General features: G+C 43.9%; 13 protein-coding genes. All 13 read left to right on the top strand.

The annotated features are described in order from the left end of the window. Positions 1 to 1,295: nucleotide sugar dehydrogenase (locus N2317_08400; protein MCX7817507.1), on the top strand; the 1,295-nt coding region annotated here is incomplete at its 5' end. Positions 1,296 to 1,298: 3 nt separating this feature from the next. Beyond that, on the top strand, positions 1,299 to 2,294 hold the full coding sequence (gene galE / locus N2317_08395; protein MCX7817506.1) for a UDP-glucose 4-epimerase GalE: 996 nt from the start codon (positions 1,299 to 1,301) through the stop codon (positions 2,292 to 2,294). Between the two features lie 26 nt (positions 2,295 to 2,320). Next, entirely contained in the window at positions 2,321 to 3,349 is a 1,029-nt protein-coding gene (locus N2317_08390) for a hypothetical protein (protein MCX7817505.1), read from the top strand. A gap of 5 nt (positions 3,350 to 3,354) precedes the next feature. Next, entirely contained in the window at positions 3,355 to 4,515 is a 1,161-nt protein-coding gene (locus N2317_08385) for a DegT/DnrJ/EryC1/StrS family aminotransferase (GenBank protein ID MCX7817504.1), read from the top strand. 188 nt (positions 4,516 to 4,703) lie between these two features. After that, the gene (gene rfbF, locus N2317_08380; protein ID MCX7817503.1) at positions 4,704 to 5,474 is read left to right on the top strand and encodes a glucose-1-phosphate cytidylyltransferase; all 771 of its coding nucleotides are present in this window, start codon (positions 4,704 to 4,706) and stop codon (positions 5,472 to 5,474) included. Next, positions 5,474 to 6,532 (top strand): CDP-glucose 4,6-dehydratase, encoded by a 1,059-nt coding sequence (gene rfbG, locus N2317_08375; protein MCX7817502.1) that lies wholly within the window; start codon positions 5,474 to 5,476, stop codon positions 6,530 to 6,532. The genes rfbF and rfbG overlap by 1 nt, the downstream gene beginning before the upstream one ends. Continuing rightward, positions 6,529 to 7,089 (top strand): dTDP-4-dehydrorhamnose 3,5-epimerase family protein, encoded by a 561-nt coding sequence (locus tag N2317_08370; GenBank protein ID MCX7817501.1) that lies wholly within the window; start codon positions 6,529 to 6,531, stop codon positions 7,087 to 7,089. The genes rfbG and N2317_08370 overlap by 4 nt, the downstream gene beginning before the upstream one ends. Next, positions 7,086 to 8,339 (top strand): class I SAM-dependent methyltransferase, encoded by a 1,254-nt coding sequence (locus N2317_08365; GenBank protein MCX7817500.1) that lies wholly within the window; start codon positions 7,086 to 7,088, stop codon positions 8,337 to 8,339. Before N2317_08370 ends, N2317_08365 begins: the two co-directional genes overlap by 4 nt. A 63-nt stretch (positions 8,340 to 8,402) precedes the next feature. Then, complete coding sequence (locus N2317_08360; protein ID MCX7817499.1) at positions 8,403 to 9,245, top strand: NAD(P)-dependent oxidoreductase; 843 nt, start codon at positions 8,403 to 8,405, stop codon at positions 9,243 to 9,245. 4 nt (positions 9,246 to 9,249) lie between these two features. Further along, complete coding sequence (locus N2317_08355; GenBank protein MCX7817498.1) at positions 9,250 to 10,323, top strand: class I SAM-dependent methyltransferase; 1,074 nt, start codon at positions 9,250 to 9,252, stop codon at positions 10,321 to 10,323. Further along, a complete protein-coding gene (locus N2317_08350; GenBank protein ID MCX7817497.1) occupies positions 10,310 to 11,125 on the top strand; it encodes a cephalosporin hydroxylase family protein in 816 nt (271 codons plus the stop codon). Before N2317_08355 ends, N2317_08350 begins: the two co-directional genes overlap by 14 nt. Further along, entirely contained in the window at positions 11,122 to 12,645 is a 1,524-nt protein-coding gene (locus N2317_08345) for an oligosaccharide flippase family protein (protein MCX7817496.1), read from the top strand. Before N2317_08350 ends, N2317_08345 begins: the two co-directional genes overlap by 4 nt. Continuing rightward, on the top strand, positions 12,629 to 13,474 hold the full coding sequence (locus N2317_08340) for a glycosyltransferase (GenBank protein MCX7817495.1): 846 nt from the start codon (positions 12,629 to 12,631) through the stop codon (positions 13,472 to 13,474). The genes N2317_08345 and N2317_08340 overlap by 17 nt, the downstream gene beginning before the upstream one ends. Positions 13,475 to 13,497: the final 23 nt, after the last annotated feature.

Genomic DNA, 13,497 nt, shown 5'->3' with positions numbered 1-13,497 from the left:
TCGTGGATATCAACGCTGAAAAGATCGCCGCTTGGAATTCCGAGGAACTGCCCATCTACGAACCAGGGCTTCATGAAGTAGTAAAAAGAACTAGGGGCAAAAACCTGTTTTTCTCTACCGATATTCCTGGCGGCATCAAATCCTGCGACATTATCTTCGTCAGTGTAAATACCCCGACCAAGACCTATGGCGAAGGTGCGGGTATGGCGGCGGATCTTCAATTCTGGGAAAAGACGGCACGAGAGATCTTAACCTACGCCGAGTCGGACAAAATAGTCATAGAAAAGAGCACCTTACCCGTCCGGACGGCCCAAGCCATGGAGAGGATTCTCAACAGTGGTTCAAACGGCATCTCCTTTGAAGTACTCTCTAACCCCGAATTCCTCTCCGAGGGCTCGGCGATTAAAGATTTAGAAAATCCTGACCGCGTCCTCATCGGCTCTAGAAACACCGAACGGGCAAAACAGGCCCGGGATGTACTGATTGATATTTATGCCCACTGGGTCCCGAGAGAAAAGATCATTACGTTAGGTATATGGAGCAGTGAACTCTCGAAACTGGCGTCGAACGCCTTTCTCGCACAACGCATATCTTCTATTAACGCCATCTCCGCCCTGTGCGAGAAAACGGAAGCCGATGTAACGGAGGTTGCAAAAGCCATTGGTCTTGATAGCCGCATCGGTTCAAAATTTCTTAATGCCTCCGTCGGATTCGGAGGCTCTTGTTTCAAAAAGGACATTTTAAACCTCGTTTACATTTACCGTTTATATGGCCTCAACGAATGCGCCGATTACTGGGAAGGGGTGGTCAAGATAAACGAGTATCAAAAACGCCGTTTCCTTCTGGGCATGCTTCAAGCTATGTTCAACACCCTGGCGGGCAAACGCATCTGCCTCTTTGGTTTTGCTTTCAAAGCCCATACAAGCGACATCCGCGAGTCCCCCGCCATCACCATCGCCAGGGGGCTTCTGGCCGAAAAGGCCGAGGTGGTCATCACCGACCCGAAAGCGCTGGTTAACGTAGAAGATGAACTGAAAGAAGCGATTTTACAGGGAGAAGTCATTCTCGTTTCCGATCCTTACGAAGCGGCCAAGGGGTGCGATGCCATTGCCGTGATGACGGAATGGCCTATCTACGGCGAATTGGATTACCAAAAGATTTATGAAAGCATGAGAAAACCGGCCTTTATCTTCGACGGCCGCAACCTCCTCGACCACTCAAAGCTAAGGGCCATAGGTTTCAACGTTTATCCGGTAGGCAAGCCGGCACTTTCGGACAGCCCAATGAGAATTTAAGACATGAAGATATTGGTTACTGGCGGTGCGGGGTATATAGGCAGTCACGTTTCGGTCGCCTTGAGGGAGGCCGGCTATGAGGTAATTATCTTCGATAACCTTTCAACCGGACATAGATGGGCCTCTTTAGGCACAACGCTCATTGAAGGGGATCTTTCAGAAATGGCCTTACTGGTGAGGACATTCGAGATCTTTAGACCCGATGCCGTCATGCACTTTGCCGCCTCTATCCAGGTTGAAGAATCCGTCCGAGAACCTCTTCTCTATTATAGAAACAATGTGGCCAATACACTAAACTTGCTCAAAGCCATGCAGACCTGTGGAATCACGGATTTAATCTATTCTTCCACTGCCGCCGTGTACGGGATCCCCAAGCAAATTCCCATTACAGAAGATGCAGAACTGACACCCATTAACCCGTATGGATCCTCAAAGGCAATGGTGGAAACCGTACTTAGAGACCTCTCACGTGTGGGTCATATTAGGTATGTGGCTCTCCGCTATTTCAACGTGGCCGGCGCTGACACCAAGGGGAGACTAGGCCAAGCCTATGCTGCGTCCACTCACCTAATTACGCGCGCTTTGAAAACCGCGTTGGGAATTTACGATAAACTGTACATTTACGGGACCGATTATCCAACTCCCGATGGAACCTGCATTCGAGATTACATCCACGTGGAAGACCTTGCCTCCGCCCATGTTGCCGCCCTCGACTATTTGAGAGAGAAAGGAAATTCGATTGTTATGAACTGTGGATATGGGCATGGATATTCCGTGAAAGAAGTGGTAAGTACGGTAAAAAAAGTGACCGGCAGAGATTTTCCCGTGGAAGAAACGGCGCGAAGACGTGGAGACCCTCCCGTTCTCGTGGCCGATAGTTCGCGACTGCGGGCCACTACCGGATGGATTCCCCGCTATGACAATCTGTTTTTCATTATCGAGACGGCTTGGAGTTGGGAACAAAAACTGAAGGATAATCCGGAACTCCTCAAGACTTAAAAAGTAAACCCAAAGGAGAAAGGGACATGGAAAAGACAGTACCACCGACACTGGATGAATGGAGGGAACTCTATCTCCTGGCCGATGAGGTAAGAAGAATCTCACCCTGGTCTTTCATGGGTGAGGATGTAGTATTCGGGGTACAGCATCCGGAGACGGGAGAAATAGGGTACTGCGGTGTTCTAGGAGGTTTAGGGGAGGTGTTCGCCTTTGTCGTGTACGAAGGGGCAGCTGGTCTGGCCGGTATTATCCGCCTCCTCAAAGAGGAAGGAGGGGTGCCACCGGAGTTAATATTTGAGACGCAACACGTTCTTATGGCATCTTTTGAAAATAGAGAGGATCTTGACAAGAAAGATTTACATCTCATCCGAACACTGGGCCTCAGATTCAGGGGAAAAAAATGCTGGCCCATGTTTCGCCACTACAAGCCGGGATTTCTGCCCTGGTTCATAGATGGTCGACAGGCGCGATTTCTTGCCCTCTGTCTTAAGCAGGCCACGGAAGTGCTCCCCCGCTATCGGCAAAATCCATCCCTCCTGAGTGAGGCAGATGCCAAAAGCCACTTTGTTCGTATCTGCCGCATGAAAAACGGGAAAGAAATTTGGGAAGACGATACCCTCCCCGCTCCTCCTTACCGATTGGAGAGGCCACCAGTTGAGGTGCCGATGGACGAAGTCAGCATCGCACGTCTCCAAAGGCAAGGAAAGCGTATGAGCGGCACGTGGGAAATAGGTTACCTCTACGCTCCCATGCCCATCCAGGAAACGGCCGAAGAAAGACCTTTTTTCCCTCGTCTCATGCTAGTTTGCGAAACGGAGACGGGAATTATACTTACCTTTCATATGGAGCGTGACGACAGCACGCCAACGAAGTTCAGGGACCATATGTTGGCCTTCTTATCTGCTAACACCTATCTGCCGAGCCGAATGCTGGTCAATCACCCTTTGACGGCGAGTATCGTAAGGCCCATCTGCTATAAATTGGGCATAGACTTTACCTTTTCTCGAAGCTTACCAACCGTGGAGTTCGCCGTCTCAGAGATGTTCTCCGTCTAAGTCAAATGGATTTCATCGATCTTAAGACCCAGCAGAAAAGAATCAGGGAAAAAATTGACGAGCGTATCAGGACGGTCCTCTCGCATGGACAATACATAATGGGCCCTGAGGTAAAAGAGCTGGAAGATAAATTGGCACAATTTGTAGGGGTAAAACACGCCATCGGCTGTGCCTCGGGAACGGATGCCCTGCTTCTATCTCTCATGGCTTTTCAAATAGGACCGGGAGATGCAGTTTTTACTACCCCTTTTACCTTTGTGGCCACGGCAGAGGCAATCGCCCTGCTCGGGGCCACACCTATCTTCGTGGACATCGACCCCGTTACGTACAACATCGACCCGGTTCATCTTGAGGCGGCCATCGCAGCCGTGAGCCAGAAAAATCGCAAAATTTATCCCCTGCCGCGCAACTGCAATGTCTCCCAACTTTCGGCCCGAGCCGTTGTTGTCGTTGATCTGTTCGGTCTTCCTGCCTATTACCATCAAATAGAACCACTGGCGAGAAAGGAAGGGCTTGTCCTCATTGAAGATGCCGCTCAATCATTTGGGGCCGAATGTTTCGGTCGGAAGGCCTGCTCTTTCGGACACATCGCCTGCACTTCTTTTTTCCCCGCCAAGCCTCTGGGCGGTTACGGAGATGGAGGTATGTGTTTTACCGATGACGACCACCTGGTACATATTCTAAGGTCCCTGAGAGTACATGGTCAGGGGACGGACCGATACGAACACATCCGCTTGGGTATCAATGCGCGCCTGGATACCCTGCAGGCGGCGATCCTCCTGGCCAAATTTGAAATTTTCCCGGAAGAGATAGAGATGAGACAAATGGTGGCGGCCCGATATTTAGCATCTCTGGCCGGTTCACGTTTAACGCTCCCCCACATTCCCGCACATTTCAAAAGTGCCTGGGCACAGTTTTCCGTGTTGGCCGAAAACAGCTCCCATCGGCGAGAAATCCAAGACTATTTGGCCTCACAGGGGATTCCGACGGCCATCCATTACCCTTTACCCCTTCACCTCCAAGCTGCCTTCTCCTACCTGGGCTACGAGAGGGGTGATTTTCCCGTAGCCGAAGACGTAGCCACTCGTATCTTCAGCCTTCCCATGCACCCTTATCTCACCGACGCCGAGCAGAAAAAAATAGGGACAGCTCCCATTTTTTATTGACAGCGCATGATTAGTGGGTCTATAAATTGTCCCGCAGTAAACAAAAGTGATGAATATTTTGGCTCATTTGGTCAATAGGAGAACTCGACCGTAATCGAGAAAGCGGAGCTTTATGTATAATATTAAAAATTTTTTATAAAATATAATCAACAAATTAACTAAATCATATATCTCGGAGAACTCTTAACATGAAAGCCGTAATACTCGCTGGTGGCTATGGAACACGTATTTCTGAAGAAACACAAATTAAACCTAAACCCATGATAGAGATTGGAGGGAAACCAATCCTCTGGCATATAATGAAACTTTATTCCTCACATGGGGTCAATGAGTTTGTCATCTGTTGTGGTTATAAAGGATACATTATCAAAGAATATTTCGCAAATTATTTTCTCCACATGTCCGATGTTACGTTCGATTTAAGGAATAACGCTATGATTGTGCATGAACAACATGCGGAACATTGGAAAGTAACATTGGTCGATACGGGAGAAAATACCCTTACAGGTGGTCGACTTAAACGTGTTGCTGACTATGTTAAGTACGAGGATGCTTTTTGTTTTACCTACGGGGACGGTTTAGCGGATATCGATATTAGCTCCGAAATAAAATTCCACTTCTCACATGGGAAACTTGCCACGGTAGCTGCTGTACAACCCCCTGGTCGCTATGGGGCCCTCATTCTAGAGGGTGTTTATGTACGTGGTTTTCAAGAAAAACCTAGGGGAGACGGTGGATGGATCAATGGTGGCTTTTTTGTGCTTTCACCTAAGGTAATAGATTATATAGACGGAGACCATACAAGCTGGGAGGTAGGTCCATTGCAAACGCTGGCTTCAAGGGGTGAGCTAGTAGCCTATGAACACAGAGGTTTCTGGCAACCGATGGATACATTGCGCGACAAGATACATCTTGAAGAACTTTGGCAAACAGGGCGTGCCCCATGGAAGGTATGGTAATGATAGATAAAAATTTCTGGAGGAAAAAACGTGTTTTAATCACTGGCCACACGGGTTTTAAGGGCTCATGGTTAACCTTATGGCTGACCGAATTAGGAGCAATGGTTTCAGGTATTGCCCTGCCTCCGATTACGAAGCCAAATCTTTTCGAAGAAGCAAACCTGTCAAAAAAAATAGAAAGTAACATTTGCGATATTCGCGACACGAGAGGACTTATTGAACTTGTGCATAATATAGAGCCTGAAATAGTTTTTCATCTCGCTGCTCAAGCACTCGTTAGGGCGAGTTATAAAGATCCGCTAGGTACCTTTCAGACAAATATAATGGGTAGCGCAAACTTATTGGAAGCCTTGAGAGGAACAAAAAGTATCCGTGTAGTTGTTATGGTTACCACCGATAAAGTTTATTGCAACAAAGAGTGGTACTACCCTTACAGGGAAAATGATCCCCTGGGAGGATTTGACCCCTACAGTGCAAGTAAGGCAGCAAGCGAAATTGTCATTGAAAGTTACAAAAATTCTTACTTTTCTTCCCGTAGTATCGCTTTAGCCACCGCACGGGCAGGAAATGTAATCGGTGGAGGAGATTGGGCAGAAGATAGACTGATACCTGACGCCATCAAGGCATGGCAGGCCGGACAACCACTCTTAGTAAGAAATCCCGAAGCCATTCGTCCGTGGCAACACGTTCTAGAACCTTTATTAGGCTATATTGTTCTTGCCCAAAAACTATGGGATTGTCCAGAGCTTTCAGGTCCTTATAATTTCGGACCGGCTACCGAAGAGGCTATAAAGGTGCGAGATATAGTCGAACTCTGTCGACTAGCTTATGAAGAAGGAGAGATAATATACAGAACGGATGTCGATGAATCACCTCCTGAGGCGGGGTGGCTTGCATTAGAAACGGCAAAAGCTAGAAATATTTTGGGACTAAGACCACATTGGCGACTACCCGAAGCCGTGGAACGCACCATGTATTGGTATAAGGCCCATCAGCAGGGTGCCGACGCTCTCAATCTTTGTCTAGATGACATAAAAGCCTTTGAGGAGAGCCTTTGAGCCGTTTTAAGATATTTGATTTACCAATACCTGGGCTTAAATTGATCGAACGGATAAAGCTTGGCGATAATCGTGGGTTCCTATCACGCCTTTTTTGTGCTGAAGAACTTTCGACCGCGGGATGGAGAAAACCCATATTTCAAATCAATCTTACATATACGAGTCGCAAAGGAACTGTAAGAGGATTACATTTCCAACACCCACCGTATGCGGAAATGAAAATGATTCTATGCCTTCGAGGAAAAGTTTGGGATGTAGCTTTGGACATTAGATCTAGCTCCCTTACTTTTCTCAAGTGGCATGCCGAGATACTCTCTGAAGAAAATAACAGAGCAATTCTTATCCCTGAAGGTTTTGCTCATGGTTTTCAGGCGTTAACTGACGATGTAGAGCTTATCTATTTTCATAACGCCCCATATGTACCTGATGCCGAAGATGGTATCTCACCGTGTGATCCAAATCTAGGAATAACATGGCCCCTTCCTATATCAGAGCTGTCTTCACGAGATGCAACACTACCAACAATAGAACGAACATTCACAGGCCTCGTCCTATGAATTGCCGTTTCTGCAATTCAAAATTGGATTTCCTTTTCGTTGATCTCGGAACGGCCCCACCTTCAAATTCATACCTGACCTATGACGATCTCCATGGGCCTGAAAAATGGTACCCTTTAAGGGTATTCGTATGTACCAACTGTTGGCTCGTCCAAACCGAAGACTTCGTAGGAGTAAATGAATTATTCTTACCCAACTATGCTTATTTTAGTTCGTATTCGGACACCTGGCTCTATCATGCGCGATTATATGTTGAAAAAGTCATTGAACGATTCCGTCTTGGAAAACAGTCCCTCGTGATTGAAGTAGCAGCCAATGATGGATACCTTCTCCAATATGTCAAGGAAAGAAATATTCCATGTCTTGGAATAGAACCCACTCACAGCACAGCAGAGGCAGCTAGAGCAAAAGGAATTGAAATTATAGAGGAGTTTTTTGGAACAGAGGTAGGCAAAAAATTGGGTTCAGAGGGCATAAAAGCAGATTTAATAGTTGCCAATAACGTGCTCGCCCATGTACCAAACATAAATGACTTCGTCTCTGGCTTTACCTACGTCCTAAAACCAGACGGGGTGGCGACTTTCGAATTTCCGCATCTCTTGCGTTTGGTGGAAGAAGTGCAATTTGATACTATTTATCATGAACACTTCTCTTATCTATCCCTAACTGCAGTAAAATGCATTTTTGAGGCAAACGGCCTTTACATATTCGACGTTGAAGAACTACCCACACACGGTGGTAGCCTCAGGATATATGTTTCCAAAGACAAAGGGTTTAAAAAAGATATTTCGTCTGCAGTTCAAGAAGTACTGATTAAAGAAAAGATTGCAGGTATAGAAAAGTATGAATTCTATGCTTCTTTTCAACCGAAGACAGAAAAAATAAAGTACGATTTGCTTGAATTTCTCATAAGCGCAAAACGGCAAGATAAAAAGATAGCCGCATATGGAGCCGCTGCAAAGGGTAATACGCTTCTTAACTATGCAGGCGTACGCCGGGATTTGTTATCCTTCGTCGCGGACCGGAATCCTGCTAAGCAGGGCAAATATTTACCGGGTAGCCACATACCCATTGTGGGTGAGCATGCTATAATTGAGAAAAAACCGGATTACATTCTCATCCTACCTTGGAATTTAAAAAGGGAAATCATGGAACAGCTGTCTTACACACAAAATTGGGGCGCTAAGTTCGTAACAGCCATTCCGCATTTAAAAGTGGAGGGCCTAGATCGAGTGCAAATGTCCAAGTAGTAATTTTGCAATGCTCTCTTTTGATTCAAACATAGAAACCAATTTCGAAAAGAAACCCACCAGATGAAAATAGCTGTGACAGGTGCAAGTGGATTCTTGGGGCGATATGTGCTGCGCGAGCTTTGGGCAAGGAAAGTAGACACGATCGCTGTGGTAAGAAAAAACCAAGCAGCCATCCAGTCCTTGGAAATCCCTACCATCTGCCTCGATGTCTACCATCCACCTAAAGAGGCATTCAACATGATAGGAAACCCGGACACGGTAATTCATCTGGCCTGGGGTGGGTTACCCAATTACCATTCGCTTCATCACTTCGAACAAGAATTACCAGCTCACTATATATTTCTCCGGTCATTAGTCGAATCAGGGCTCAAATCTCTTATAATAACTGGTACTTGTCTTGAGTACGGTATGCAATCAGGGGAGTTGAACGAAAATATGCCACCTCAACCGTGTATCCCCTATGGTTTTTCAAAAGATGCACTCCGCAGGCAACTAGAGTTTCTGAAAAAGCATGTTAATTTTAATTTAACATGGGTGCGTCTTTTTTATACTTATGGAGAAGGTCAATCACCAAACTCTCTTTGGCCTAAATTAAAAGCAGCTGTAGAAAAAGGCGAAAAAGTTTTTCCCATGTCCGAAGGAGAACAACTACGAGACTATCTTCCTGTTGAAGAAGTGGCAGAATTACTCGTCAAACTAGCATTAAAGCAAAAAGATTTCGGAATAGTAAATTTATGCTCAGGAAAACCAATCTCAGTTAGAAAACTGGTAGAAAACTGGTGTAAAAAATATAACTGGAATATTGAATTGGCATTTGGCGTATTACCATACCCAGATTACGAACCAATGGCCTTTTGGGGCAACAAGGATAAATTGGAGCGCATCCTAGCCTCCAACTTATAGGCAGATGATAGAGCTATATCAGGCAGAGGATTTTCCCATTTTCCAAAACAAAGTTTACGACACCGTAGCCGAAGCCATTTCTTGTCCAAAGGGAAAAATTGCCTTAGTTCAAGATACCGAAACGGGATTGGTTTATAATCAAGCCTTTAACAATGAATTCATGAGATACGACTCGGGATATGAAAACGAGCAAGCCTTCAGTGTTATATTCCGTAAACATCTTTCGGATGTCGCTAGGATTATAAATGATCATTTTTCGGGATGTTTTCTCTTAGAAATAGGATGTGGAAAAGGTTTTTTTCTAAAACTTCTCCAAGATCGGGGATTCGAAGCCATTGGCTGTGACCCTGCATACGATGGTGACAATCCTTCCATTATTAAGTCACTTTATAATCCAGAATTAAATCTAAAAGCAGATGCAATTATCTTGAGACACGTTCTGGAACACATACCTAACCCTTATTCTTTCTTAAGGCAAATTTGCGACGGGAATGATGGACACGGAAGGATATATATTGAGGTTCCCTGCTTCGAATGGATTTTGAAACATAAGGCATGGTTCGATATCTTCTATGAACACGTCAATTACTTTAGGATGCGTGATTTTTATAGTCTGTTTGGCTGTATATATGAAGCTGGCTATCTTTTTGGTGATCAATATCTTTACGTTGTTGCTGATTTGAGCACCCTAAAACCACCATCAATGGATGAAGAGGCATATATAAATTTCCCTCCAGACTTTCTTCGAACCATAGAAAAGTGGGCAACGAGGATAAAAAATAATAAGATAAGTAGCAACTTGAGTGCTGTTTGGGGAGCAGCTTCGAAGGGAGTTATCTTTTCCCTCCTGATGGAAAGGGCAGGGGCTAGCATAGATTTCATCATCGACATAAGCCCAGCCAAACAGGGCAAATACACAGCCATAACAGCAAGAAAGATTCTATCACCCGAAGAAGCTATGATCGCTCTCAGTCCCGGCTCAGATATTTTCGTCATGAACAGCAATTATCTAGAAGAAATCCGTCAACTTTCTGAGAATCGTTTTAATTATATTGAGGTCGACAGTGAAATCAATTGATAATGAAATAAAAGAACGCATAACTGTTTACAGTAAAAATAAAGAGCTTAATGAAACTGCTATTTCATTCATGACAATTTCTGCCAGGGAAAAGTATTCTTATAATTTTTCGTGGCTTGGACGTCCCATAATCCAATATCCACAAGACATGATTGCGATGCAAGAGATCATCTGGAAAGTAAAACCCGATCTTATAATCGAGACCGGCATCGCCCACGGAGGATCCCTTATATTCTACGCTTCTTTACTAGCTCTTTTAGATTTGTGCGAAACTGAGCAGGAAAGAGAAACACTGGCTCCACCCCCACTGAAAAGAAAAGTTCTTGGGATCGATATCGAAATTCGTAGCCATAATCGTGTGGCTATTGAATCGCATCCATTATACAACCGAATCCAGATGATAGAAGGATCCAGCACCGATCAGGAAGTCATCAAAGAAGTATACCGTATCGCAAATGGTTTCGGCAATGTGCTTGTCTGTCTAGATTCTATGCATACGCATGATCATGTACTTGCCGAACTCAAAGCCTACGCTCCATTGGTAAGTCCAGGCAGTTATTGTGTCATCTTTGATACCATTATAGATGATTTACCTGCTGATATGTACCCAGACCGTCCCTGGGGTCCTGGTAACAATCCAAAATCTGCGGTCCATGAATATTTGAGGACTCTAAATGACTCCACTTGCTTTGGTACCGATGGGACCCCTCTTTTATTCGAAATAGATCACTCCATAACACAAAAACTTCTAATAACCGTAGCCCCAGATGGGTATCTGAAACGAGTACATTTTCATAAATGAAAACTCTTAAAAGGAACATTATTGCCAATTTTCTGGGAAGTGCCTGGATAGGACTTGTCAATGTCATCTTCTTCCCTCTCTATATTCATTTTTTAGGCATAGAGGCATTAGGATTAATAGGTATCTTTACGGGTATGCAAGGTCTACTTTCCATGCTGGATATGGGACTAAGTAGCACAATAAATCGTGAAATGGCACGTCTGCAAGTGCGGGAAAACAGTGGCCAAGAAATGAAAGACCTCTTAAGAACCCTTGAAATTCCTTACTGGCTGGTAGGAATTCTCATTGCCCTTATCGTAATATCAACTTCTCCTTTTATCGCTTTCAAATGGGTACATGGTCGCGATCTCTCTGAGGAGACCGTCCAGACGGCAATTGTGATCATGGGTTTTTGCCTCGCTGTGCAATGGCCGATAAGTTTGTATGCTGGTGGGCTGATGGGTTTACAGCGGCAAGTTTTAGTGAACACTATAAACATACTTATTTCTACACTTAGAGGAATTGGCTCCTTTTTGGTTCTTTGGCTCCTATCTGCAACTGTGCACGCCTATTTTTTATGGCATATTTTCACAGGCGCCTTGCACGTGACTCTTTTATTTTTATCAACTTGGCATACCTTTCCTATTACATCAAAAAAACCGCGTTTCAGAATAGATCTGCTTCTCAAAATTTGGCGTTTCGCTGCAGGGATTACAGGTATAACCATTACAGCCACTTTACTCACTCAAGTGGATAAAATAATCCTAAGCCACATGCTTCCTCTCGAAAACTTCGGCTACTATACGTTGGCAGGTGCAGTTGCAATATCATTATACAAGCTTGTAACTCCCGTTTCTTCGGCCATCTATCCTATATTTAGTAGCCTCTTTGCCTTAAATAAAGAAGAGGAAATAAAAATAATGTATCACAAAGCAACTCAACTTGTAACAGTATCCTTAATTCCGATATCATTAGTATTTATTTTTTTTTCGAAAGAGATCCTTACACTTTGGACTCAAAACATAGTTACAGCGGAAAATGCTCATTTATTGGTTAGCTTGCTAGTAATTGGCACAGTACTGAATGGAATTATACATATACCTTACATTTTACAGCTGGCATCTGGATGGACAGGATTGGTTTTTCGTGTCAATACACTTTCCTTAATAATACTCATACCCCTAATGATAATTCTTACCAAATATTTTGGTGCCCCTGGCGCGGCTAGTGTTTGGATTATATTAAATGGCGGATATGTTATATTCCTTGTTCACATCATGCATAACAAATTGCTAAAAACCGAAAAGTGGCATTGGTATATTAAAGATATAGCATTGCCAATATGTTCAACTCTCACAACTATTTTACTTCTTCGTTGGTTAATACCTTTCTCCCAAAACAATTTATTAATTGTTGGCTACTTAACAGTTGTATTAATTTTTTCCTATATCACGTGTGCCCTTAGTGCCTCGGTAACCAGAAAGTGGTTAATAAAAAATAAGATTACTGTTAAGAAGTTGGGCCGTGTCACTTTATTATAAAGAACCAAAACCCCATAGCCCCAGAGTATCAATAGGAATGCCTGTCTATAACGGGGCCAGATACATAAGAGGGGCTATCGATTCTATAATTGACCAGACATTTACAGATTTCGAACTAATAATTTCCGATAACTCATCTACAGATGAAACAGAGCAAATCTGCCGCTATTATGAAAGTATAGACCCACGAATAACTTATATTCGCCAAGCAGAAAACAGAGGCCCCATATGGAATTTCAACTACGTACTTAATAGTGCGCGTGCTGAATACTTTATGTGGGCAGCTGCAGACGATAGGCGCGAGTCAAGGTTTTTAGATCTCGCAGTTGAAATTCTAGATCGTGACTGTAAAACAGGTATCGTATTTTCGGAAATAATGGTACTAAACCTTGATACCGGTATATATAAAGATTGGCGGTCTTGCGGGTATTCAGTAGCTAAAAACAAGTTTTCCAGATACGTCTTTCGATTGATAAATAGCTGTCCTAGTATAATCTACGGACTATGTCGAAAAAATATTTTGTCACGATTAGAGCTCCGCGAATTCGACTATTTTGACCTCTATGTAACCCATTGGTTTGAGTTGGAATCTTCCATCAAAATAATTCCCCTACCCTTGTTCATAGCAGGGGAAAAAGGTGATAGAGTTCCTTATAGCCTTACAAAGAGTAAGATAAATTACCAGGAGTTTATAAGGGCAGAATACGCATTACTAAAGAGACACTTTGGATTTCCTACAAGAATTATTTTAATCAGCACTGTTTGGTTTCTAGTCCATAAATATACTGCACAATTCAATAGAACATTAGTAAACAATAAAGAGACATAATTTATAGTTAAAAACTAAAAACA

This window comes from Syntrophales bacterium (genome assembly GCA_026417625.1).
GTDB lineage: Bacteria > Desulfobacterota > Syntrophia > Syntrophales > UBA8958 > JAOACW01.
Note: the sequence above shows the minus strand (reverse complement) of the source record. Positions and strands in the feature narration are given on the sequence as shown.